The 24829-nt window shown below is 43.8% G+C and carries 18 protein-coding genes; 8 read left to right on the forward strand and 10 right to left on the reverse strand.

Annotation, left to right across the window (positions count from 1 at the left end; translation table 11 throughout):
- Positions 1–78: 78 nt before the first annotated feature.
- Together M1L62_RS20205 and hpt are read right to left on the reverse strand one after the other, a co-directional pair.
- Positions 79–1479, reverse strand: a complete 1401-nt coding sequence (locus tag M1L62_RS20205) for an MBL fold metallo-hydrolase RNA specificity domain-containing protein (RefSeq protein WP_254561435.1) — start codon at positions 1477–1479, stop codon at positions 79–81.
- A 126-nt stretch (positions 1480–1605) separates the two neighbouring features.
- Positions 1606–2136: a hypoxanthine phosphoribosyltransferase gene (gene hpt, locus M1L62_RS20210; protein WP_254561436.1), complete on the reverse strand. Its 531-nt coding sequence runs from the start codon at positions 2134–2136 to the stop codon at positions 1606–1608.
- A gap of 107 nt (positions 2137–2243) precedes the next feature.
- Here hpt and M1L62_RS20215 point away from each other — a divergent pair, with 107 nt between their 5' ends.
- Positions 2244–3476: a tetratricopeptide repeat protein gene (locus M1L62_RS20215; RefSeq protein ID WP_254561437.1), complete on the forward strand. Its 1233-nt coding sequence runs from the start codon at positions 2244–2246 to the stop codon at positions 3474–3476.
- A gap of 87 nt (positions 3477–3563) precedes the next feature.
- On the opposite strand, the gene M1L62_RS20220 is transcribed toward M1L62_RS20215, so the two are convergent.
- From M1L62_RS20220 to M1L62_RS20240, 5 genes are all read right to left on the reverse strand, one after another.
- Positions 3564–4958: a dipeptidase gene (locus M1L62_RS20220; protein ID WP_310589994.1), complete on the reverse strand. Its 1395-nt coding sequence runs from the start codon at positions 4956–4958 to the stop codon at positions 3564–3566.
- Positions 4959–5077: 119 nt separating this feature from the next.
- Positions 5078–5734 (reverse strand): glycerol-3-phosphate 1-O-acyltransferase PlsY, encoded by a 657-nt coding sequence (plsY, locus tag M1L62_RS20225; RefSeq protein WP_254561439.1) that lies wholly within the window; start codon positions 5732–5734, stop codon positions 5078–5080.
- A 153-nt stretch (positions 5735–5887) separates the two neighbouring features.
- Complete coding sequence (locus M1L62_RS20230) at positions 5888–10570, reverse strand: hypothetical protein (protein ID WP_254561440.1); 4683 nt, start codon at positions 10568–10570, stop codon at positions 5888–5890.
- A gap of 75 nt (positions 10571–10645) precedes the next feature.
- A complete protein-coding gene (gene prmA, locus M1L62_RS20235) occupies positions 10646–11482 on the reverse strand; it encodes a 50S ribosomal protein L11 methyltransferase (RefSeq protein WP_254561441.1) in 837 nt (278 codons plus the stop codon).
- 147 nt (positions 11483–11629) lie between these two features.
- Positions 11630–13444 (reverse strand): glycosyltransferase, encoded by a 1815-nt coding sequence (locus M1L62_RS20240; RefSeq protein WP_254561442.1) that lies wholly within the window; start codon positions 13442–13444, stop codon positions 11630–11632.
- A 229-nt stretch (positions 13445–13673) separates the two neighbouring features.
- On the opposite strand from M1L62_RS20240, the gene M1L62_RS20245 reads away from it, so the two are divergent.
- The gene (locus tag M1L62_RS20245; protein WP_254561443.1) at positions 13674–15242 is read left to right on the forward strand and encodes a glycoside hydrolase family 10-like protein; all 1569 of its coding nucleotides are present in this window, start codon (positions 13674–13676) and stop codon (positions 15240–15242) included.
- A gap of 111 nt (positions 15243–15353) precedes the next feature.
- Complete coding sequence (locus M1L62_RS20250) at positions 15354–16571, forward strand: NADH-quinone oxidoreductase subunit D (RefSeq protein WP_254561444.1); 1218 nt, start codon at positions 15354–15356, stop codon at positions 16569–16571.
- Positions 16572–16858: 287 nt separating this feature from the next.
- On the opposite strand, the gene M1L62_RS20255 is transcribed toward M1L62_RS20250, so the two are convergent.
- Positions 16859–17869 carry an aspartate-semialdehyde dehydrogenase gene (locus M1L62_RS20255; protein WP_254561445.1) on the reverse strand — a complete coding sequence of 337 codons (1011 nt, stop codon included), beginning with the start codon at positions 17867–17869 and terminating at the stop codon, positions 16859–16861.
- A 211-nt stretch (positions 17870–18080) separates the two neighbouring features.
- On the opposite strand from M1L62_RS20255, the gene M1L62_RS20260 reads away from it, so the two are divergent.
- The gene (locus tag M1L62_RS20260; protein WP_254561446.1) at positions 18081–18236 is read left to right on the forward strand and encodes a hypothetical protein; all 156 of its coding nucleotides are present in this window, start codon (positions 18081–18083) and stop codon (positions 18234–18236) included.
- On the opposite strand, the gene M1L62_RS20265 is transcribed toward M1L62_RS20260, so the two are convergent.
- Positions 18223–18813, reverse strand: coding sequence for a DUF4082 domain-containing protein (locus tag M1L62_RS20265; RefSeq protein ID WP_254561447.1), 591 nt, complete (start codon positions 18811–18813; stop codon positions 18223–18225). The two genes, M1L62_RS20260 and M1L62_RS20265, sit on opposite strands and share 14 nt — an antisense overlap.
- Positions 18814–18943: 130 nt before the next feature.
- On the reverse strand, positions 18944–19522 hold the full coding sequence (locus M1L62_RS20270) for a 5-formyltetrahydrofolate cyclo-ligase (protein WP_254561448.1): 579 nt from the start codon (positions 19520–19522) through the stop codon (positions 18944–18946).
- A gap of 272 nt (positions 19523–19794) precedes the next feature.
- Here M1L62_RS20270 and M1L62_RS20275 point away from each other — a divergent pair, with 272 nt between their 5' ends.
- The 4 genes from M1L62_RS20275 to M1L62_RS20290 all read left to right on the forward strand — a co-directional run bounded on the left by M1L62_RS20275 (position 19795) and on the right by M1L62_RS20290 (position 24722).
- Positions 19795–21006, forward strand: coding sequence for an NADP-dependent isocitrate dehydrogenase (locus M1L62_RS20275; RefSeq protein WP_254561449.1), 1212 nt, complete (start codon positions 19795–19797; stop codon positions 21004–21006).
- Between the two features lie 180 nt (positions 21007–21186).
- Entirely contained in the window at positions 21187–22437 is a 1251-nt protein-coding gene (locus M1L62_RS20280; protein WP_254561450.1) for a BamA/TamA family outer membrane protein, read from the forward strand.
- 48 nt (positions 22438–22485) lie between these two features.
- Positions 22486–23274: an AAA family ATPase gene (locus M1L62_RS20285; protein WP_254561451.1), complete on the forward strand. Its 789-nt coding sequence runs from the start codon at positions 22486–22488 to the stop codon at positions 23272–23274.
- Positions 23275–23492: 218 nt separating this feature from the next.
- Positions 23493–24722 (forward strand): pyridoxal phosphate-dependent aminotransferase, encoded by a 1230-nt coding sequence (locus M1L62_RS20290; protein WP_254561452.1) that lies wholly within the window; start codon positions 23493–23495, stop codon positions 24720–24722.
- Positions 24723–24829 lie beyond the last annotated feature (107 nt).

Consider the following 24829-nt stretch of genomic DNA (forward strand, 5'->3'; position numbering starts at 1 on the left):
CAGCTGACCTTGTAAAGGTAAAAAGGGAGCTTCGGACAACGAAGCTCCCTTTTCTTATGTATCCCCTGCGTATCCTGATTATACTTCGACGCTTTCGTATAAAGTCGGGATGTGGATATTTTTATAACCTTCTTTTTCAAGCTTAATTTTAAAGGCCACCTGCGTTTCGTACTCACCATGGACAAGGAATACTTTCTTGACATGAGCCGGATTCTGGCAGGATAAAAACTGGATCATTTCATTGTAATCGCCGTGTGCGGAAAAGGAATCCATTACCTCGATCCGGGTTCTGACGGGAAACATTTCGCCGAAAATATTTACTTCAGTATCGCCACGTTTCAACGCACCGGCGAGCGTGTTCGGAGAGGCATAACCGACCAGCAGAATCGTTGAATTAGCGTCACCGATATTGTTTTTGATATGATGTTTGATACGCCCTGCCTCTGCCATACCCGATGCCGAGATGATGATACAAGGCTCCTTTTTATCATTCAGGGCGATGGATTCTGTCACGTCGGAAATATAGTGGAGGTTTGGAAATGCAAAGGCGTCACCGTCTTTTTCGATGTAGTCGAGAATGGCCGGGTTAAAACATTCCTCATGTTCCTTCATGATCTTTGTCGCCCGGATCGCCAACGGACTGTCAATGTAAACATCAATGCGCGGGAGTTTTCCGGAGCTCGAAAGCTGGTCCAGCGCATAGATCAGCTCCTGGGTACGGTCAACAGCAAAGGCCGGGATAATGACTTTCCCTCGGCGTTTTACACAGGTTTCCTGCACCACACGCAGCAAGTGCTCCTGCATATCAACCTCCTTTTGATGCAGCCTGTCGCCATAGGTCGACTCGCAAATGATGATATCTGCCTGCGGAAAAGTATCAGGTTTTCTCAGGATATTGTCTTCCGGACGGCCAATATCGCCGGTGAATGTGAGCTGTTTAAAAGTTCCCTGATCTGGAATGTTCAAATGCACGGCGGCGCTGCCCAGAATGTGTGCTGCATCGGTGAAAAACACGGATACCTCATTGTCAGGGCCCAGGTAAAAGGTTTGGCCATATTGTACGGGATGCAGCAGACTAAGTGCTTTTTCGGCATCCTCTCCGTTATATAACTCTTCCAATAAAGGCCTTCCCTGTTTCTGGCGACGGTGATTAATCCTTTCCAGATCTTTTTCCTGAATATGCGCACTGTCCAGCAGCATAATACGGCAAAGGTCTGCTGTGGCGGCGGTACAATAAATGGGGCCGGTAAAACCCTTTTTTACAAGTCGGGGAATTAATCCTGAATGATCAATATGGGCGTGAGAAAGTACCAGATAATTTACCTGAGCGGGCTTAAAACCAAAGTCCTGATTAAATTCATCGGTTTGGATACCCTGGAATAAACCACAGTCCAGTAAAATCTTGGTTCCTTTTTCAGTAGTAATCAAATGCTTGCTGCCTGTAACGGTGCGCGCGGCACCAAAAAACTGAATTCGCATCTTAATAATGGCTTATCGTTTGTTGGAATATAATAATTCAATTTGATGAAATTCGATCAGAATTAACACAAATCGATTTAAAATTTTCCTGAAATGATACAATTCAGTAATTTTGCAGTATGTTATTTATTCAGGCAGAACGTACAGGGCGTCGAGGTTACGGCCGGCACCATCATAATCGAGTCCATAACCAACAACGAAACGATTCGGGATTTCGAAACCAACATAACGAAGATCAACCGCTTTTTTTATGGCTTCCGGTTTATGAAGCAGCGTAGCAATTTCTACCGTTCGGGGCGCAAGTGCCTGAATTTGTTGCAGTAACTGATGCATGGTGAGTCCGGTATCCACGATATCTTCAATAATAATCACATCACGATCCGTAAGCTTTTCTTCCAAACCAATGATTTGCCGTACCTTTCCGGTAGATTCCGTTTGAGCGTAGGAAGATAACCTTACAAACGTTATTTCACAGGTCAGCGGGATGTTTTTGACAAGTTCGGAGGCGAAAAGAAAGGCACCATTCAGTACCACAAGGAATAGCGGATTCCGTCCTTCGTAGTCGGTATTAATCTGAGTGGAAAGTTCTGCAATCCGGCTTTCAATGAGGTCCCGGGAGATGAACGGAGAAAATGTTTTGTCGTGAATCGTAATCATATGGAAATTTCTTAATCGGTAATATTAACTCTTTTTTCAAAAACACACTTGCCCGCAAACGTAAAATATAAATCCAACGTTAATATTTACAGATTTTAACCTTAATTATGAAAAAAGTGCTGGTTAAACCTATTGCTTTAGGTCTTGTTATATTTCTTTCAATCAATTCTGCTGTTGCTCAGTTGTACTCCTCGGCCGAACTGGATAAGAATTATGATATGGTTCTTAAGAATCCGGGGGTCCAGATTGAAGCGACAGAGGCCATCAATATGCTGTATAATTACAGATTTGCTGAGGCCGATGCGGAGTTCCGTTGGCTGCAATACCGCTATCCAAAACATCCGATGCCCCATTTTTTGATGGGTCTGGCGGAATGGTGGAAAATTGTGCCAAACACGGATATTGAAACTTACGACAAGAGATTTCTGGCCCATATGGACTCTACCATTACCCTGGCGGAGGTGCTTTATGAGGACGAAAAAAATAAAATCGAGCCTGCATTTTTCCTAGCGGCCGCCTATGCCTTCAAGGGACGTCTTTATTCGGAACGTAAAATGTGGACGAAAGCCACTTTTGCGGGAAAAAATGCATTAAAATACCTGGAAGTCTGCAAGGGCAACGGAGACTTATCGCCCGAGCTGCTTTTCGGGGACGGAATCTATAACTATTACGCGCAATGGGTACCCAGTGAATATCCGCTGCTGAAACCGATTCTGGCTTTTTTTCCAAAAGGGAATAAAAAACTCGGGGAACAGCAATTGGAAAAAGTAGGAAATAATGCCTTTTACACGCGTGTGGAGGCCCGGTATTTCCTCCTTCAGATTTACAGTATGGAAAACGAATATGGAAAAGCGTACGAAATGGCGAAGTACATGTGGCAGACCTTTCCAAACAATCCCTATTTTGAACGGTATTTTTGCCGCACGGCATTTGTGACGGGTAAAACTGCGGAAGCCGAGAAAGCTGCTCAGAATATTCTTGATAAGATAAGTCAGGGAATGCCGGGTTATGAAGGTGTGAGCGGCCGAAACGCGGCCTATGTTTTAGGGTTTTATAACTTGCAGTATTACCGGAATTATGATCTGGCAAGCCAGTACTTCAAAAAGGCGGTTGATTTTTCGACACAAACAAATTCTTTAAACGCCGGTTATTATGTGTCGTCACTTTTAGGGCTGGGGAAAATCGCTGAAATGCAGAAGAACTATGACGAGGCGCTTAGTTATTATAAACTTGCGGACGACAAGGCCGACCGTAATTCCAGTCAGGATAAGGAGGCTAAAAAACACATCGACAGTCTGAAAAAACTGAAACGCGAAGAGCGGAGGAACAGACGAAAATAATCATTTTTATACCCGTCGGATGGTCAAAAAACCATCCGACGGGCCGCTCCGTCCGACGGCTTTTTTGCCGTCGGACGGATAAAAAAACTACTCTCCCTTTTTCAAGGCAGCATAATGCTTGAAGAACAAAGGAATGGTTTCAATGCCTTTGTAGTAATTGAACAGACCATAACTTTCGTTGGGACCGTGAAGTCCGTCCAGATCCAGGCCGAAGCCCATTAAAATACTCTTTCTGCCCAGTTCCTGCTCGAATAAAGCCACGATCGGGATACTTCCACCGCCACGGGTTGGTATTGGTTTTTTACCAAAGGATTCTTCCATAGCCAGTTCAGCAGCCTTGTACTCCAGTGAATCCGTTGGTGTCACATAAGGCAAGCCGCCGTGGTGAGGCACCACTTTTACTTTCACCGAAGCGGGCGCTATCGATTTGAAATGTTTTGTGAAAAGATCACAAATTTCCAGATCCGTCTGGTTGGGAACGAGACGCATGGATATTTTGGCATTCGCTTTGGACGGTAAAACAGTTTTAGCTCCCTCGCCGATATAACCTCCCCAGATACCGTTTACGTCGAGTGTAGGGCGGACAGAGGTACGTTCTATCGTTGAGTAGCCTTTTTCTCCGGCGACATCGTCAATCTGAAGGTCTTTTTTGTACTCGTCAAGATCAAACGGCGCCGCATTTAAAGCGTCTCTTTCAGTCTGCGTTAGGTCCTGCACGTTATCATAGAATCCCGGAATGGTAATATGTCCGTTTTCATCTTTAAGTGACGCGATCATTTCGCACAAAACGTTGATCGGATTAGCAACACCTCCACCGTAAACACCCGAATGTAAGTCGCGGTTGGCTCCCGTAACTTCCACTTCCAGATAAGTAAGTCCGCGTAGTCCGGTTTCGATGGACGGCACGTCGTTGGCAATCATACTGGTATCTGAAATCAGGATCGTGTCGCATTTCAGCATATCCCGGTTTTCTTTCACAAATGTTTCCAGATGCGAAGATCCTACCTCTTCCTCTCCTTCAATCATCATTTTGACATTACAGGTCAAAGAATCCGTAGCAAGCATGGTTTCAAATGCCTTGATGTGCATGTAAAACTGGCCTTTGTCATCGCAAGCTCCACGTGCATAAATGCGCTCGTTTTTAATGACCGGCTCAAAAGGAGGCGAATCCCAAAGCTCATAAGGGTCCGCAGGCTGTACATCGTAATGCCCGTAAACCAGAACTGTGGGTAAGGAAGAATCTATTAACTTTTCCCCGTAAACAATCGGATGCCCTGGCGTTTCGTAAATTTCAACTCTGTCGGCTCCTGCTTCGGAAATACGGTCGCGTACAAATTCTGCTGCACGGCGCATATCATTTTTGAATTTGGAATCGGCACTAACCGAAGGAATTCTGATAAGATCCAGCAGTTCATTCAGAAATTTATCGCGATTTTTTTCGATGTAGTTATTCATTGTGTTAGCATTATAAAATTTAAAAATAAACCGTTCCGAATAGATTTTCCGGCTTATAAACCTGTACGATTTTAACGGTGCCCAATATAAAAAAATAACCCCTAAGGTTGGAACCTTAGGGGCGGGTATTTCTATTTTTTAATTTTTCAGGAATGTCCTTTTGACTTTGATTTCGCGAAAATGTTCACGCGGTTTTCATTTCCATTCAACAGTCTCACAATGTTTTTCTGATGCGTGATCACCACCAAAACGAACATAACAAAACCGAAGATTACCAGTAACGTCTCGGGCTGTCCGAAAACGCCCAGTAATGATAAAACCGGGAAAGCCAGTGTTGCAAGGATAGAGCTTAACGAAACATATTGAGAGGCAATTAATGTCAGCAGGAAAATGGTGATACTCATGGCGGCAAGTTCAGGGTGAATGGCTAGTACCATACCCAACAGGGTCGCAATACCTTTACCCCCTTTAAACCCAACGAATACCGGGAAAATATGCCCTACAATGGCAATGATACCAAAAATAATCTTGTACATCAGGATATCTCCCTCACCGATTGTTCCCATGTAAAAAAGCATGGAAGCAAGACAGGTGGCGGTCCAGCCTTTCATAACATCAATAAGCATAACAATGGTACCAGCCCGTTTGCCAAGTATCCTGAAGGTGTTTGTAGCTCCCGCATTTCCACTTCCGTGCTTCCGTACATCAATTCCGAAATAACCAATTCCGTACCATACTGAACTCGGTATAGATCCTAATAAATAGGCGGCTATCGTCGTAATTATAAACAAGGCTACGCTCATTTTGTATTATTAGTAGGTTAATTTGAACTTTAAAAGTTTCTTAAAAATACGATACTTTTGCTACTTAACCAAGCAAACGGTATTAAAACATCAAATTGCAAAAATAGGTTTACTTAACGAAAAATTAAAATTTACGTCATAATAGTTTGACAATCAGAACCCATCCGCCTTTTCTTCTTTTTTCTTTTTTTCTTCCGCCGGAACCACTTTTTTCTTGACAGTCTTGGTAAGTTTTGCCTTTTTCACCGCCGGTTGGTAGAAGTCGTCAAACCTGTTTACAAACAAATCCTTCTCTTCAACGCCCAAAGAGACCAAAGTCATATCTTTGGATTTTACATTGGCTCCTTTTGAGGTAACAAGGTCATTGAAATCAACCTGGGAGGAAACAACGCCAAGCTCTTTTTCTTTCAGGTCAAAATAATACCAGACATCCGGCGAGGCCTGAAGAAAGAGGCTAAACTCATCACCCAGTTCAGAACGACGAATTTCCAGCACGCCGTCCATCTGCGCATTGATGTTGTTTTTGCCAAAATTTGAAACACCGATTGGCCCCTGAGAGAAATACGCGTTGTGTACCGGCGACCAGTGCAGATCCACGCTGGATATCACCAGCGGTACGTCCAATGCAGGAGACGCATCGAACAATGGTTTGTAACCCGCAGCGGAAAGTTTCACATAGGCGTCCACGGCTTTGGAACCAATCAGTGCTGAAAGTTTTCTGTTCAGCTGCTCGGCATCGTCGTCGGCTGCAGTGCTGTTTTGTTCTTCCAGGTTCGTTTCCACGATTTTGGCAGCCAGCTGAGGCAGGACCGGTTCCAGCGCTGAAAGTTTCATCAGCAGCATCGAATTAAATTTGAAACGGGAACTGTCCACCTGCACATTTGCAATACCGGTAGATTGCAGCCAATCCGTGGCGGTAAATTTCATCGGACCGGAAAACGAGGCAATACCGGTTTTGTCATCAAAAGTCAGCGTATTGGCTTCATCAACCAGACCATCCGGACCTGGCGGCGGCGCTACTTTGAAGGCTTTTTTGTCTTCATCGTAGTTCATCGTTCCCTGTGCCAGATAGATATCCTGATCGCCGTCAGACTCTTTCGGAGATAAAAACGACATGTACATACCGCGGCTTTCATTGAAATGCAGACCCACGGAAAGCGGCAGCTCGTGTTCGTTTTTGAGGTTTTTATCAATTTTAACACCAACAGTTTCACCCGGAGCATCTTTGTACACAATCCATGAGCTCTGGAAGTCCTTGCGGAATTTTATAACAGGTTTTACAAATCCGTCCAGTTGCAGCGATGGTTGATAGGCGATTAGATTGATATCACCTTTATACTGGATTCTCGGTGAAAGGATCAGGTTTTCCGCTTCCTTGATCTGCGCTTTGGCCGTGGTGTAATATCGGATCGGGCCGGCTTCCTTGTTATTTTTTGATTTTTTGCCTTCTGCCGCAGCCTCAATTTCCCTCAATTCAAAATTCTGCATCTTGATATTGAAAGTGTCTTTTCGGGCGGTGATGTACTGATAAGTAGCCGATCCCTCAAAGCGGTTCCGTGAATCAATTTTTATATCGGCATCACGCAGACGGTGAGAGGCATTCAGGGTGTCGATCTCGATCCGGGCTTTCTTTAACGGAACAATTTTTCCGTTGCTACCAATGCTCACCATGCCTTTATCAGGAATGATTTTAACGTCTGCCGTACGGATAAAGGGTACACCGCGAACATTCAGCGTTACTTTATCCACATCATAAATCCCCTCAGAGCCCTGGAAAGTCAGACCTTCCTGTTCGGGGGAGATGGAGGTATAGGAAGATGTTTCGCCGAAACCTTTCATCAAAATAGTTTTTTTCAGGATGTCCCATTTTGCTGTGGCAATCAGCGTCTGATAAGACGCCGCGGGAAGCTGCATGCCCGACGAATCGGAATCGAAACCGGTGGAATCGGTAACAAAGTTTACGATCGACGTTTTGATGTTGAAGTCGATATTAACGTTTTTACCTGTCAGGATATCTTTCGCTGCTTTGGGCTGTCCTCCGTTAATTACAAACTGTGATTTATTGGCAAGAAATCCGTCCTTATTGAATTTTATATCAGAAGAAGTTAACTCTGAATCGGGCCGTTTTAGCTTGCCATTTCCATAAAGTCCCGAAGAACGCAAGAGCAAACCACCTTCCAGACTCGTTGTTCCTTTGTAAAACGAAAAGGATTTACCCTGTGTGTTGATAAACATGCTGTCGGAATTCGGGAACCAGCGCAATGCATAGTCTTTCAATTCTACGGCCGGGAAATAACCTTTGCCGATGGTGGCTTCTTTTATGCTCGCCAGTTCACCAGACGCAAGCAGGGAATCGGAGGTCAACAGCACATTTTTTGCCGTCATGGAGGCAGATAAATAACGCATGACAGCCTTCGACTTCAAACCGCTGTTATCCATCACGAGCGTATCCGTGAACCGCGCCATGGCTTTCCCTCCGTATAGTTTCATTTCAGTTACCGGCGGTTTGTACTCAAATCCGAGGGAGTTATCAGGCATACTTTTCAGGATGGTCTGAACGGGCGGGATAATGCCGTTTGAATTAAATGTTCCTTCAAAAATCACGTCGCGCTGATCCAGCCCGTCCATATCAATCTTCGGAATTTTGAAAAAGACCTCTCGCGGATACAGAACGGTACCCCTTTCCGGCTGATCGAAATAAACGATCATCCCGTCGGGTACGACAAGCCTCGGTGATTTTTTCCCTTTCTGGATACCTGACTTATTTTGAGGATCACTCAGGTAAAATGTACCTCCTTTTTCATATTTCACGTGTCCGCCAACTTGTCCGGATTGTCCCTTGGCAAATTTTTCCTTTGGCGTAAATGTGATCGAGTCGTTTGGATTTACATTGACAAAAAACTGACCGTAATTGAATTTTAGATTTGAGCCTCTGAACTGGTAATTATTGGCAACCAGCTGTCCGTTCATGGTAAAATCACGATTTTTGGCAATAACGAGTTTCTTGTCAGAAGGAACAGCGTATATTTTCAATGAATCACTGACGATAAACCTGCCAACGCCCAGAACGGTCAGCAGCGTATCCTTCATGGAGATGGTCGCATTGGCCACTTCATCGTTAGCCGAGAACTGAGACGTTACCTGGAAGTTGTCATAATCCGTTTTGTCAATATTACCCAAAACGTAAAGAATCCCTTTCTTGGAAACGGCAAATTCGTCCGTTACCTTATCATGCTTGAAATAACCTTCCAGGGCAAGCCTTTCTAATGCACGGTGAAGGATCACGGGATCCTGCTTGAATTTTCTAGCCACATCTTCCGCTAAAAAAGTCGGTTTTTTTTCAGTTTGGGAATAATTAACGGCCATTAAAAGCGGCTGAAAACCATATTCCTGCGCAATTCCCCTGAAACGTTCTTTTTTGAAAAAATCGAAGGATTCCAGTTTTACCGGTACAACCTGTTTTCCGTCGATGCGTAAAAATTCTACCTTATCGTTCGGGAAATTCCAGCGCATTGCCTGCGACCAGATGCTCATTTTGTGATAAGAATCCTGATAAGGAAGCGGCGCAAAATCTGTTTTTTCTGCACGTCCCAGTTTTACCTGTCCCTCCTGATCATTGTAAAAAAATGTGACACCGGGGTGATACAAAGAATCTCGTCCCAATGGCATAGAATAAGTTGCCATGGGTGCCGAAATCACGGAATCTTTCAGCGCAAACTTGCGGCTTGTGACGGTAAATGCCGGTTTTTCCTTGTAAGAAACCGTGATTTTGGTAGGTTCATCGCTCAGTGAAGTACTATACATCGTTGTGCCGATCAAGGCAAAACCTCCTTTATAATCGATATTTTTTCGCGATGCTTTAAGTTTCGCGTCGTTACGGTTGGAAACAAAACGAGGATACGGGGCTGGTTGGCTTTTTGATCTTTTTACACTCCGATACTCCAAAGTACCCTTGATGGGATTGGCAAGCTGATTTTCGTCGTGTAATGTAACATTTTCAGCCACTAATTTTGGCTGGGTAATGTTAAAAGAATAGGTATCTAAATCAGCAAAAATCGAAGAATCTCCTGCGGCCTGCCAATTAAATTTCCCTCCTTTTCCGGCGAAAATACCTTCTTTCAAGGAAACACTTCCGGTTGCGGGACCGAATACGGTTGAGTCGCCGGCCGCCACCATGCCAAACATTACGTTTTGCAGGTCTATCACGGCACCTGAAACGGGCGGGATAGGATTTGATTTAGGAGAAATAACAATGTTTGAGTCGACAGGAGTATCCCAGTTGTCGGCGGCCTGCACCTTCTGTGCTTCCACGACTGCTGCGCTGGTGGTATCAAACCGGAATTTGTACGAGCCGCTCAGCAGATAAAGTGAGTTGAAATTCGATGTGTATAGTTTATTGGTTTCAATCGTATTTTTTATTGTTTCCAGAATACGCTGAAAAGTTTTTGCGTCATATTTTTCACCGGATTTTGCGGCGAGATCAAGAAAACCGTCCACGTCGTTTCCTGCTCCCTTCGCGAGCGTATGCGTATTTTTGATCAGAAGATGCAGGACAGGGCCTGCTTTTTGTCCTTTGGAGAATTGCGTACGGACAACGCCAATAAATTTTGCCTGCTGAGGCGCACTGATACCGCTCATCCAGATGCTGTCCAGCTGGGCAGTCGACCGCATGTAAAGTGGATTTTTTGTACCGTCCATGAGCTTTCGGATCTGGACCATAAACTGGCCCGGATCGTCGGAAGCTTTGATATTTTGCGCGGATAAATTTTTTCCTGAGAGCAGGATTATACAGATTAACAGGAAGTAACGGGTGATCTTCATGTAGTATGCAGCCAAGGTTGATCTTATGATTTCTTTATTTAAGCCATTGAAATGCAGTAAGTAACATTTCAATGGCTTAAAACGCAGGATCTATTTTTCTTTTTCAAAAACAACGGTTGCCCATTGATTACGTGTATTGGATCTTAGTTTTTTCAGGCCGCTTTCTTCGGCACAACGTTCAATATCTGCCTGATCCATTTCATAAAATCCGCTGGTTACGAGCCATCCTCCCGGCAGCAGATGCTGAATGTATTTCGGGATTTCATCGAGCAGGATATTACGGTTGATATTAGCCAGAATTCCACCGAACATTTTCTCGGAGGGAACCTCGTTGATCGTTCCTTTAAAAACCTCCGCTTCCTCTCCCAGCCCGTTCATTGCAAAATTTTCGACCGTATTTTCAACCGCCCATTCGTCAATATCAAAACCCAGCAAACTCGTCGCGCCCAGTTTTGAAGCCAGAATCGCCAGAATTCCTGTCCCGCAACCGACATCCATAATCGAAAGGCCTGCATGGGGAAGGTTTAGCTGTTCGTTCATGACCAGCCAGGTTGTTTCGTGGTGACCGGTGCCAAACGACATTTTCGGTTGAATCAGCAAATCATAGGTAAAATCCGGATCAGGCTCGTGAAAAGTGGCCCGCACCCGGATTTCTTTGCCAACTTCAATAGGCTCATAACTTCTTTCCCACTCCTCATTCCAGTTCTTCCTTTCTAACGATTTCCATGTTCCCGCTATTGCAGTCATATCACTGTATTTGGCGATTAACTCTTGCAATGCCGTCTCATTGAAATCTTCTTCCGGTATGTATGCCGATAAACCTTCGTCGGTTTCCACGAAAGATTCAAATCCAGCCTCGGCCAGCTCAGCCATTAATATTTCTGTAAACTCTGATTGTAGTTCCAGTTGTACTTCTACGTAATTCATGCTTTTTGGGATATAGATAATCGACGGTGAAGGTGTTGATTTTTTTTAGGAATTCAAGGGATATGACTTAAAAAAGCCCACAAATGCGCGTGTGCGGCATTGCGGGCTTTTTACGATTTATGTTTTACGGGAAGATATTAGCTTCCGTCAGGGTTTTCTTCTTTTGACAGCCAGATCGTGAGCCGTATCATAATAAGATCTCAGGTTCATCCAGTCGAAAACATCGGAGATATTCTCAACCCGGTTGCGCTGCATGATCCTGTCGCGGCGCTGCATTTTCACAAATTTGAACAAAATATCAGCCATTTGATCGGCAGCCTGCGCATAAGTCTGTGATTTACGGTTAATGACATAAATACCACGATTTTCATAATCTCTCATGATCTGCATGATATAGTCGCCAAAACCGGATAGATCACTCGTCACAGTCGGAACGCCGCGAACCACACATTCCAGCGGTGTATATCCCCACGGTTCATAATAGCTTGGGAAAACACCAAGATGGCATCCGCGAACAAACTGCCCATAGTCAAGACCAAATAGCGGATTTGTTGACGAAATGAAATCAGGGTGATAAACAATTTTAACCCGGTCGCGCTCATTGTTCACAAGATTGGCCTTTTTACAGAAATCGGTGATTCCGTCTTCCTGTTTTAAATCGTGGGTTACAAAGGCAGGCAGTTTATCCGTTTTCCAGGTCTGAATGGTACGGCGTAGGCGCAGACGCCAGTATTCATCAACAAAATTATTCAGGTCTGGCATCTTGTGGTCAACACCGGATGCAGCCGCCAAAAACAATTTTTCGCCTACTTCTTTTTCAATGGCAGTACAGGTTTCCTGCAATTCATTCAGTACCGCTCTCGACTGCAAAACATCAGGATTTACAGAATAATATGGTTGTTTGGTCACGATAAACATCACGACAGTCGTATCCATATTGGCCTGCACCATTTTCCAGTTAAGGCGTGCAAGTGCTTCCAGCGTCAGGTCATAACCTTTGTTGCTGTACTCGTAGCGCCCCGACGTGAAAAAGTAGAGCGTTTTGTCAAGATCAAAAGAATAACTCGGGAAAAAATGTCCCAAAACAAATTCATGAATCCGTTCCTTATACTTCAAATGGAGATTCTGGAATTCATGGACAGCCTGAAACCTGACCACGTTTAATCCGTTTGGCGTCACCAGATCCGGCATTCTTCCCAGGAAAACCTCGCATTCGCGGGCCGTAACATCACTTACGGTCGTCAGCACGTGGGCACCTAAGGCAGCTTGTCTTTCAATGGAAGCCTGGGTTACGATGCCGTAATTCCTTGCTTCCTGTTCCCAGTCAAAAAATGGAAGTTTACTGTAAAATCCATCGACGTTTTGAGCCAGATACCGGCCAAGCATGGTTGCGTGTGTGGTAAAAGTCGTTGCGATTTTTACATTTTCTCTTTTGAGGTCGGGCAGTCCGCTGCTCGCCATCCATTCGTGAAATTGGGCAGATATCTCCTCTCTACGCGCATTTTCTTCTGCATATTCTTTCAGGTAAATACGCACCAGTTCCCCAAAACATAAGGTTTGGTTGACCAGCGGCTCCACATTAATAGTCGAGATCCGGTTATTTTCCCAAAGATTGTACTTGATAACATCCAGCTCATGAGCAATGCTATCGAGGTCAAAAAGTACAACACGTGGTTTGCCGGTTACAAGCCAGAAACCATAATGTACTCTATAACCCATTTCACGCAATCTGCGCACTGTGCGGCCAACAGTACAGTCATCCAAATCCGTAATTTCTTCAAATTCGGAGGATGCCTTCTTTTCAAAATAAGGGCCTAGCAAAAAGTAATTATCTTCCCACTTTTCCACCATTGCCGGCACTTTAGTCCGGATAACAGTATAAATCCCACCGACCTGATTACAAACCTCCCAGGCTATTTCAAAAAGGACGTTTTTTTTAGTTGTTTTTACAAATGGTTCCAATATGGGATATAGGTTAAAACGTTATAGCTGTATATGCAAAGGGTAAAATTTTTGCGTTTTGTCACAAAAAAACCTTGTAATTACACAATAAATATGCAGAAAAATTATTCACAATAACAATATATTGAACATGTTTATTTGCCGTTGAGACAAATTAAGCAACTTCTCGGCTAACTTTGGACTAAAATACGTTACTTTGATCGGATTAACATTTTGCATTCGTTATATAGTGAAAAAAATCCCAATTATTGCGTTTACCTTACTGCTGACCACTTTTTTGCTTAACGGTTGCAAAGCCCAAAGCACTGATTCTGAGAGTATATATCCACCCAAAAGAGAATTCAGGGCCGTCTGGATTGCTACGGTTGATAACATCGACTGGCCCAGCAGTAAAAATCTTGTGCCTGATGAACAGCGAAATGAGTTTTCAGCGCTTCTTGATTTTCACAAAAGGGTAGGAATGAACGCAGTTTTTGTCCAGGTACGCGCTGCCGGGGATGCCTTCTATGCAAAAAGCGCTGAGCCCTGGTCTGAATGGTTAACCGGCCAGCAAGGACGCCGGCCCGAACCGATGTGGGATCCAATGGAATTTATGATCAGAGAGTCTCATAAGCGGGGACTTGAATTTCATGCCTGGCTAAACCTGAATCGTCTGGTTCATAAATCTTCAAGAAGTGTCTCTTCCGAAAATATCAGTAAAATACATCCGGAATGGATAATCAGTTATGATGGTTATAAATTGTTTGACTTTGGCCTGCCCGAAGTACGCCAGTTTATAACTGATATAACCGTCAACGTGGCTAAAAACTACGATGTTGACGGAATTCATTTTGATGACTATTTTTACCCGTATGCGGTCGCCGGGCAAACCATTGAAGACGAAGCGACATACCGGAAATATGGGAGAGGATTTGCGACGAAAGCGGATTGGAGGAGAAATAATGTTGATCTGCTTGTCAAACAAATTCACGATGCACTGATGGCTACAAATCCGCGCATCAAGTTTGGAATAAGTCCTTGCGGTGTGTGGAGAAATAAGGGAACGGATTCGGAAGGTTCAAAAACATATGGCGCGCTTGCATCCTATGATGATCTTTTTGCTGATAGCCGGAAGTGGGTTCGTGAAGGATGGGTGGATTATATCGCTCCACAGGTTTATTTTTCTTCAAAATTTGGTAAAGTACCTTATAAAAACCTCGTAGACTGGTGGACGGAGAATTGTTATGGCCGCCACTTTTATGTGGGGCTCGGGGCCTATCGTGTAGGCGGCAAGGAAAAGGATGCGCAATGGGCTAATCCGAGAGAAATGCCAAATCAGGTTCGTTATTCGAGGGAGAATGAAGCAGAGGGGACTATATTTTTCAGCTCCCGTTCTCTAAAAAATAATAATCTGGGTTTTGTGGATTCCCTGCGGAATGACCTGTTCTATTATCCGGCCCTGGTTCCGACGATGACATGGAAAGATGCAATTCCACCGCTTTCACCTAAAAGTCTGAAAGCAACTTTGCTGAATAATGGACTTGAATTATTCTGGGAAAAACCCGACCCTGCAACGGATGGTGAAACAGCTACCTATTACGTTATTTACCGTTTTGAACCGACTGATAAACCGACGGCCCATGATCCAAGGAAGATTCTGGGCATGGCTTATGAAGGCGAGCGTTTCGTAGATATGACTGTTCAGTCTGGCAAGAGATATGTGTATTATATTACCGCCGTTGACCGGCTGCATAATGAAGGTAGGCCTATAGGTCCGTTAAAAGTTGAAGTACTTGATCAAAAACTGCAACGATTCTAGTCATTGATCGATGTGTGGGTTGGTTCTGATCTGCATTTGGCAATCAATTCGGTGAGGTTTTTGTTCGTATATTTGAAAAGACTTTCTGAGAAGAGAAAATAAGAAAATAGCATGAGTAACGCCATCCAATACGAATACCGTCCTGAATATCTTTCAGTTTCCGCCCCGAATAAGTACAACTCCGAAACGCTTCGTACTGAGGAAATGGTGCTGAATATGGGGCCGCAACATCCATCGACACACGGTGTGTTGAGGCTGGAAGTAGTGACGGATGGTGAGGTGATCGTTGACGTAGTGCCACATCTGGGATATCTGCACCGCTGTTTTGAAAAACATGCTGAGGCTCTGCCCTTTAATCAGATCATTCCATACGTAGACCGGATGGATTACGTAACAGCGATGAACTCCGAACATGCATATGTGATGGGTGTGGAACGGATGTTGGGTATTGAGAATGACATTCCAAAGCGTATTGAATATATCCGGGTGGTGGTTGCCGAGCTTAACAGACTCGCGTCACACTTTGTGGCTTTGGGCACTTATGCCATGGATATTGGTGCTTATACCCCATTTCTTTGGATGATGCGTGATCGTGAACAGATTTTGCGTTTGCTGGAATGGGTTTGCGGTGCGAGAATGCTCTACAATTATATCTGGATCGGAGGTTTGTTTTATGATTTGCCGGTTGGATTTGAGGAGCGTTGTTCAGAATTTATGAATTACCTGAAACCAAAGCTTCTGGAATTGCAGCAGCTGGTTGTGGATAACAAGATTTTTATTCAGCGTACTGCCAATGTGGGCGTCCTGCCTTTGCCGGTTGCTATCAATTACGGCTGTACCGGACCAATGCTGCGTGGATCGGGTCTGCGTTATGATTTGCGCCGTGTGGATGGTTATTCGGTTTATCCGGAACTGGATTTCGAGGTTCCGATCGGAGAAGGTAAAATGGGAACCGTGGGCGATTGCTGGGATAGAACCTGGGTGCGCGTGGTAGAATGCCAGGAATCTGTAAAAATGATTGAACAAAGCCTGATTCAATTGACAGGGGATCACAAACGGACGCCGTCATTTGATCCGCAGGCGGTTGTTCCTAAGAAAATACGCCCAAAAGCCATGGATTATTACGTCCGTGCCGAAAACCCGAAAGGAGAGCTCGGATTTTTCTTCCGTACGGATGGGCGCTCGGATATACCTGTAAGGTGTAAGGCAAGAGCTTGTTCGTTTAATAATCTCTCTGTTATTGGTGAGTTGTCGAAAGGTGCTTTACTCGCGGATTTGGTTGCTATTATTGGTTCTATTGACGTCGTTATGGGTGAAGTCGACCGATAATTAACGGGCGTTTATTTTTTGATAGATACAAGACATTGGCAGTAGCGAATAGCTCCTTTGGAGCTCGGTGTTTGTAGAAAAGCATTGTACATACGATAATTACGGCCGTCTCGAAGCCTTCTGTTCATTTCAAGGACACTCCAATGGAGTGTTATATAAACAAAGAAATCTATTGCTATAAACAGGCTGCTCCTACGGAGCAGGTTATTCTGCTAATACATGATCAATAAACGCGAAAAGAGTTGCCGGCCGACAACTCTTTTCGCGTTTATTGATATTTTAAAGTATTACGCTTCCTGTGAAACTCCAACCAGGTCATGCTTTGCAAGGAATTCAGCAATTTGAACGGTGTTGGTAGCAGCTCCTTTACGAAGGTTATCTGCAACGATCCACAAATTCAATGTTTTTGGCTGAGACTCATCACGACGGATGCGACCTACAAATGTTTCGTCTTTTCCGTGTGCCGTCAATGGCATTGGATAAAGGAAGTTTTTAGGATCATCCTGAATTATAACGCCTTCTGCTTCGCTCAAAATCTGACGAACTTCGTCAAGATCGAATTCGTTTTCAAACTCAATGTTAACAGCTTCCGAGTGCCCGCCAATTGTAGGAATACGAACAGTAGTAGCTGTTACAGCGATACTGTCATCACCCATAATTTTCTTGGTCTCGTTTGTCATCTTCATTTCCTCTTTCGTATAACCGTTGTCAAGGAATACATCGATGTGCGGTAACACGTTCAGGTCAATCTGATGCGGATAAACCTTTGCAATGCTGTGATCGCCTGCGCGTTCAGAGAAAAGCTGGTCCACAGCAGCCTTACCAGTACCCGTTACTGACTGATAGGTAGAAACAACAACACGTTTGATTTTATATTTCTGATGTAACGGATTCAAAACCACTACCATCTGAATGGTAGAGCAGTTTGGATTCGCTATAATTTTATCTTCTTTTGTCAACGTCACGGCATTGATCTCAGGTACTACGAGTTTTTTCGTAGGATCCATTCTCCATGCAGATGAGTTATCGATAACGGTAATTCCGGCTTCGGCAAATCTTGGAGCAAGTTCCAGAGAAGTGCTGCCACCCGCTGAAAATATCGCGATTTCAGGTTTGGCTGCAATGGCTTCCTCAAATCCGATTACCTTAATCTGTTTACCCTTGAATGTAACTTCCTTACCAACAGATCTTTCAGATGCAACGGCCAATAATTCCGTTACGGGGAAATTACGCTCTTCGAGCACTTTGAGGATTTCGCCGCCCACCAAACCGGTAGCGCCTACTACTGCGATTTTCATTCTAAAACCAAGATTAATGTGATTTGTAAAATTGTCTGTTACTCAACGAATTTGGCCAAAATGACCTGCTTCCGAAAAGTGCTGCAAATTTACGATGAAAATTAATAACAAATGGTGTTTTTATTGTACAAATGCTTCTGAATCGCAATTCGGGTGGTGAGTGCTGTCGGCTTTTGGTGTTGGGCAATCAGATTTTACGCTGTTAATTGATGTGAACAGAACCTTTTTGCAGGTTGTCAAGGGGGAAGATATTGACCATATTATTGAAAAATACGGGGTCGAAAAAGAAAGAACCGGGATAACCAGTCGAGTTAAGTCGCTGGTTATCCCGGAAGTGATGAAGTGTTTTAGTCTTAATCAGGAATGAAAGTAAAATCCGAAAATCCATACATTCTGCCGGTTTCAGCTCCGCCGTCAGGGAATTTTGGCGTTGCGACCGCTTTGTACACAGAAGACTGAACCAGAATACTTCCGCGGGCAATCGGGAAAATATTGACGTTGGTATTTGAAATGGTAAAAAACTTTTTGGCACTTCCGCCCACAACGGTATTGATGCTGATTACATATTTTTTATCCTTTTCAACCAGAAATTCATCAATACCTGCCTCTACAAATTTATCGGGCGTCGATTGTTCCAGTGTTTTCTGACGAAGCAAAGCCTTGGTGCTCTGATCCCATAAGGAAACGGTGTAAGAACCAGGCTCAGGCATTTTGCAGCTTAATTTTGTGATTTTACCGGCTGAGGAAGTGCTGAAAACATAACCCAGCTCCCAGGAAACCGCCGCGGCTGTGTTTTGTGTCCAGGTAGTTTCCTGCAAAAGTGTCGTCATAATGTTTTCGCTTGGTTTTACAGCGGCAGTCTTATCGTCATCCTTGCTACAAGAAATCAGGGTCATCAATGCAGCCAGCGCGAGTACAGATAAATAGGTACGGAAGTTTTTCATGTTTTCTAAAAGTTTTAAAGTGGACTTTAATGCTGGAATTAGTTATGTTAATTCCTTAGTCGCACTTTTCGTTTTCAGGGAAACATGGATATAATTATTTTCTAAAAAAATGATTCGCGATTTCAAAAGATCAGAACCTAATGATCGTTTGCGGGGTGATGCAGTAATCCATTTTAATATCAAAAGAATCGATATCGATAAATCTTTCATCTGCTTCGAAGCACGACAAACCTACCTTCATCACGTCGGTCCTGCATTGCGGTAGAAAACGATCATAAAAACCGCCGCCATATCCTACCCGATAGCCATTTTTATCAAAGGCCAAAAGAGGTATCAGGACCGCATCGATTTCCTGTGGCGATATTTTTAAGGACGTTGCGGGGTCGGGCTCCGGAATTTTCCACCGGCTATCAATCAGTTTTGTTTCGGGAGTGAGCAGGAAGTGCTCCATTTCCCGGGTGCCGGGTATTACCCTTGGTGTTAGAATTCTGATTTCAGGATCAAATAGGCTTAAAAATCCGATGATTTTCCAGGTGTCAATTTCATTTTTGCCATGCTGCGGCAAAAAAACGTGAATGGTTTTCAATGACTTTCCATCGACGAACAATTTCGTATTGGCCAGAATACCGTCATTGCGTTTTGTTATTTCTTCCGCATCCAGATCCTTCCTTTTTTGCAGGTACTCGGTACGAAAAGAAGATTTGTCCATGGTTTGAAGCAAAATTGGCAGTGTAAAAACGACATCCGGGAGAAATAACCCGAACTAAATGTAAATGAACCTGATTGTGTCAAAATCACCCTCTGGCAGGTTTCAATGGGCAATTTATATATTTATTGAAAATAACCATGGCTAAACGATTTGAAAGAATCAACATATAAAATCAAACTTACTTCCTTTCTTGTTTCGCCTTTTCAGTCTATTATTTGTACTTTCACGGTCGCATTTCAATATCTTTAACTTTCGAATAGTAATTAATAATCATGAGCAAAATTAAAGTTGCAAATCCCGTAGTAGAGCTGGACGGTGATGAGATGACTCGTATCATCTGGAAGTTTATTAAAGAAAAACTTATTTTACCTTATCTGGACGTAGATATTAAGTACTACGATTTAGGTGTTGAATATCGTGATGAAACCAATGATCAGGTTACGATCGATGCTGCGAATGCGATTAAAGAATATGGTGTAGGTATCAAATGCGCTACGATTACACCTGACGAAGACCGCGTTACTGAGTTCAACCTGAAACAAATGTGGAAATCTCCGAACGGAACAATCCGTAACATTTTGGATGGAACTGTATTCCGTGAGCCTATCGTAATGAGCAATGTACCTCGTTTGGTAACAAACTGGACTGCTCCTATCATCGTAGGACGTCACGCTTTTGGTGATCAATATAAAGCTACTGACTTCGTTGTTCCTGGAAAAGGAAAACTTACTGTTAAGTTCGAAGGCGAAGACGGAAAAGTAATTGAGCATGAAGTGTATCAATTCCAGGGACCTGGTGTTGCTATGGCGATGTACAACGTGGACGAGTCTATCCGTGGTTTTGCGCGTTCTTGCTTCAATGTAGCTTTGGGCAAAGGATGGCCTTTGTACCTTTCTACAAAAAATACCATTTTGAAAAAATATGATGGTCGTTTCAAGGATATTTTCCAGGAAGTTTACGATGCTGAATTTGCAGGAAAAGTACACTACGAGCACCGTTTGATCGATGACATGGTTGCTTCTGCACTTAAATGGGAAGGTAACTTTGTTTGGGCTTGTAAAAACTATGACGGAGACGTTCAGTCGGATACAGTTGCACAAGGATTTGGTTCTCTTGGTTTGATGACTTCTGTATTGTTGACTCCGGACGGAAAAACTTTGGAAGCTGAGGCTGCACACGGAACAGTGACACGTCACTACCGCGAGCACCAGAAAGGAAGACCAACTTCTACGAACCCGATTGCATCGATCTTTGCCTGGACACGTGGATTGGAATTCCGTGGAAAACAAGACGGCAACCAGGCGCTTATCGATTTCTGCCAGACTCTTGAAAAAGTTTGTATCGAAACCGTTGAAAGTGGCAAAATGACTAAGGATTTAGCTGTTTGTATCCATGGCAACAAAGTAAATCACGGAGAGCATTACCTTTACACAGAGGAATTCCTTGAAGCGATCAACGACAATTTGCAAGCTGCTTTGGCATAATATATTTGTAGTAAACACTTTTAAAGCCGTCAGTTCTTTTAGAAACTGGCGGTTTTTTTATTTCCAAAAATGGAACGCGCTGTCGTTCGTGCAGTTAGAAAAAACTTAGATCTCGTTCAGGCCAGGCACAGAATTTGTATTTTGAACTACATTTGATCTCATTTAATCTGATCAGTGAACTTGTTCAAGACTGTCTTTCTTGTCCTTTTCCTTTCGTTTTGCACCATCTTTTGTTGCGATATCCGGGCGCAGGCTGTTATACCTGTCCCTGACTTGCTGCATGGAGAAATGGTGATAACGGCTGACAGTACCGCGCAGCCGGAAAAAAGGGACGAGACGGATATCATGGATGTGCTGGGGCAGATGAAGAGAAAAAGCAAAAGAACCCGGGAAGTTAAGGAAGTTGCTCCCCGCAAAATTCTGTATTCTATGGTACCTGCTGTCGGGTATACCCTCTCGACCGGCGTCGTGGGTTTGCTGAGTGCTAATGCTGCGTTTTACCTGAGCGACACGGCTACGACCAACATTTCAAGCATCAATACCAGCTTCAATTATTCGCAGTACAATCAGATTACGATACCGGTGCTGGCCAATATCTGGACAAAAGATAATGGTTATAATTTCGTGTTTGACTGGCGTTATTTCAAATATCCACAGGATACTTATGGCCTTGGCGGGCACAGTTCGCTATCCGACGCTGACCGGATTAATTATTCACACGTCCGGTTGCACCAGACGGCCCTCAAAAAGGTAACCGGTGCATTTTATCTGGGCATTGGTTATCAGCTCGATTATCGCTGGAAGATAAGACAGGAAGGCAGCAATGAGGATGTGACGTCTTATGGGCTCACCAGTAAATCTGTTTCGTCCGGGCTTGTAGGGAACGTGTTGTATGACAGCAGGAAAAATTCAATCAATCCGGAAGCCGGGCTTTATGCCAATGTGCGTTACAGAACCAATTTAACTTTTTTGGGAAGTAATACGAACTGGCAGTCGCTGGTTCTGGAACTCCGAAAATACGTCAATTTTCCGAGAGGAAGCCGGAATACACTGGCGTTTTGGGATTTTAACTGGTTAACACTGGCCGGAAAACCACCGTATCTGGATTTGCCGAGCACGAGCTGGGACCCGTCGAACAATACAGGGCGGGGATATATCCAGGGAAGGTTCCGCAGCCCGAATATGTTGTATTTTGAATCGGAATATCGTTTTGTCCTGACACAGAATGGTTTGATCGGAGGTGTGGTATTTGCAAATGCCCAGAGTTTTTCCAATTGGCCTGATAAGAAATTCGATAAAGTTGCGCCCGGCGCCGGTTTGGGGATCCGTCTTAAAATAAATAAAACTTCCCGCACAAATATTGCGGTGGATTATGGCTTCGGAGCAGGCGGTTCAAGAGGATTGTTTGTAAATTTGGGAGAAGTTTTTTAACATGTACCGATATTTTTACTGAACAAAAATTGGACCTTTCCAGCATTTATGATGATCACTTCCCTAGAAATCCAGAGTTACAGAAATCTCAAAAATGTAGGAATTGATACGTTAAGTCAGGTAAATCTGATTATCGGCAAGAATAACACCGGAAAGACGAATCTGCTGGAATCGATCAATTTTTACGCTTCACAGAAGGAATTGAATGAAATGGAGCGGGTGGAGGTTAACGATGAAGCTCCTGACTTGCTGACCGAAGACGAGATCCTGATCCCGGAGAATATCAAATTTATCAAATCGAATTCCAGCATTCAGGGCTTTTTAACGGAAACGACCTTCGACAGTTTTTCGCAGGGTACCAGCGACAGGGCGCTTACCTGTCTGAAATTTATGGATGATCGGATCCTGGAAATTGATTTTCTGGCGGATAACTTACGCAATCCGCTGGCGACGCTGAAAAACGGAAAAAGTGTTTCGCTGCTGCGGATGGGTCACGGTATTCACAGAGTCCTGACAATTTTACTGGCTTTAAGTACTTGTAAGGACGGTGTGATCCTTATCGACGAACTTGAAAATGGGCTGCATTATGGCATTCAGGAAGAGCTCTGGAAGCTGATTTTTGAAATATCAGCCTCACAGAATATTCAGGTTTTTGCTACAACACAGAGTCTTGATGTGATTAGGGCATTTGGCAAAACTATCAATCACAACGAGGCCGAGCCGTTAAACGGACAACTGATTAAACTGGAATATGTGGAAGGAGTGATTGAACCGTTGACTTTTGACGCAGAGGAATTAAAGGTAATTGTCGGGAATTCGATTGAAGTGCGGAGGTAAGCGGCTGGTTATGAATGTGTATTCATTCGTTTTTAGCTAGTTTATTTATCTACATTAAGCAAAATTCTCAGGCATATATTCTTTTTTTTCTTCAACTCCTCCTATTTTCTAAACTACTTCCAAAAAACCCGTAACTTTGCGGGCAATTTGTGGATTCTGATTCCGAAAGGAGTAAATCGCAAACTGATTATTTTCATTTTAACTTAATTTTTGTTGCAATGTCCGCAGTAGCAGAGCAAACCCAGGTGGAACCACGGTTGCTGGCCGACCGCATCAACGCCCTCGAAGAATCTTCAACGTTGGCGATGACCAAAATGGCCCGTGAATTGGCTGCCCAAGGCCACAAAGTGATCAGTCTGAGCGTAGGAGAGCCAGACTTTAAGACGCCCGCATTTATTTGTGAGGCTGCCAAAAAGGCAATTGATGATGGATTTCACGGTTATTCGCCGGTAGCAGGTTATCCTGACTTGCGAAAGGCAATTGCTGATAAGCTTAAGCGCGACAATAATATAGATTGGAAACCAGAGAACGTTGTGGTTTCTACAGGTGCAAAACATTCACTTGCGAATGTAATTCAGGTATTGATCAATCCAGGCGACGAGGTAGTGATTTTTGCTCCTTACTGGGTGAGTTATTCTGAAATGGTGAAACTTGCAGAAGGAAAGTCTGTGATCGTAGAAGGTGCTTTTGATAATGATTTCAAAGTAACGGCTGCACAACTTGAAGCTGCGATTACGCCTCGTACCAAAATCGTGATGTACGCATCACCAAACAACCCGACAGGATCTGTTTACTCAGAAGCTGAGTTAAGAGAAATCGGTGCAGTTTTGGAAAAACATGAGGATATCTATGTTTTAGCCGACGAGATTTACGAATATATCAACTTTACAGAAGCAGGACATTTCAGCATGGGTTCAATCCCGGCTTTGAAGGACCGTGTGATCACTGTGAATGGTGTTGCCAAAGGTTTCGCTATGACAGGATGGAGAATCGGTTTCATCGCAGCTGCAAAATGGATCGCTGACGGCGTTGAAAAATTACAGGGACAAGTTACGTCCGGAACCAATTCAATCGCTCAGAAAGCGGCTACGGCTGCGTTCAACGGTCCTTTGGATGCGACAAAAGAAATGACGAAAGCTTATGCTCGTCGTCGTGACCTTGTGGTTGGTTTGCTTAAAGAAATTCCAGGCTTCAAAGTAAATGTGCCTGACGGAGCATTTTACGCATTCCCGGATGTGAGCTATTATTTCGGCAAGTCTGACGGGACCAATTTGATCAAAGATTCTGACGATTTCTGTAACTGGTTATTGAACAATTCTTATGTTTCTACCGTAGCTGGCTCTGGTTTTGGTGCACCAAACTGTATCAGAATTTCAACCGCAGCGGCTGACGAAGCATTGGCAGAAGCGGTTCAGAGAATCAAAGATGCGGTAGCAACTTTGAAATAATAACAATAAAATTTTAGTACAGGCCTCATGGATTTTCAATACCATGAGGCTTTTTTTTACCCGGACGAATTACATTTGCCAATTACTTGTTGAATAGAAATACATCA

Source organism: Dyadobacter diqingensis, assembly GCF_024220585.1.
GTDB classification, from domain to species: Bacteria; Bacteroidota; Bacteroidia; order Cytophagales; family Spirosomataceae; genus Dyadobacter; species Dyadobacter diqingensis.

Excerpts from the sequence above, each read along its gene's own strand:
- M1L62_RS20275 (WP_254561449.1), top strand. The coding sequence starts at position 19,795 with ATGAGCAAAATTAAAGTTGCAAATCCCGTAGTAGAGCTGGACGGTGAT.
- M1L62_RS20255 (WP_254561445.1), bottom strand. The coding sequence starts at position 17,869 with ATGAAAATCGCAGTAGTAGGCGCTACCGGTTTGGTGGGCGGCGAAATC.
- M1L62_RS20270 (WP_254561448.1), bottom strand. The coding sequence starts at position 19,522 with ATGGACAAATCTTCTTTTCGTACCGAGTACCTGCAAAAAAGGAAGGAT.
- prmA (WP_254561441.1), bottom strand. The coding sequence starts at position 11,482 with ATGAATTACGTAGAAGTACAACTGGAACTACAATCAGAGTTTACAGAA.
- M1L62_RS20285 (WP_254561451.1), top strand. The coding sequence starts at position 22,486 with ATGATGATCACTTCCCTAGAAATCCAGAGTTACAGAAATCTCAAAAAT.
- plsY (WP_254561439.1), bottom strand. The coding sequence starts at position 5,734 with ATGAGCGTAGCCTTGTTTATAATTACGACGATAGCCGCCTATTTATTA.
- M1L62_RS20250 (WP_254561444.1), top strand. The coding sequence starts at position 15,354 with ATGAGTAACGCCATCCAATACGAATACCGTCCTGAATATCTTTCAGTT.
- M1L62_RS20290 (WP_254561452.1), top strand. The coding sequence starts at position 23,493 with ATGTCCGCAGTAGCAGAGCAAACCCAGGTGGAACCACGGTTGCTGGCC.
- M1L62_RS20215 (WP_254561437.1), top strand. The coding sequence starts at position 2,244 with ATGAAAAAAGTGCTGGTTAAACCTATTGCTTTAGGTCTTGTTATATTT.
- M1L62_RS20205 (WP_254561435.1), bottom strand. The coding sequence starts at position 1,479 with ATGCGAATTCAGTTTTTTGGTGCCGCGCGCACCGTTACAGGCAGCAAG.
- hpt (WP_254561436.1), bottom strand. The coding sequence starts at position 2,136 with ATGATTACGATTCACGACAAAACATTTTCTCCGTTCATCTCCCGGGAC.
- M1L62_RS20265 (WP_254561447.1), bottom strand. The coding sequence starts at position 18,813 with ATGAAAAACTTCCGTACCTATTTATCTGTACTCGCGCTGGCTGCATTG.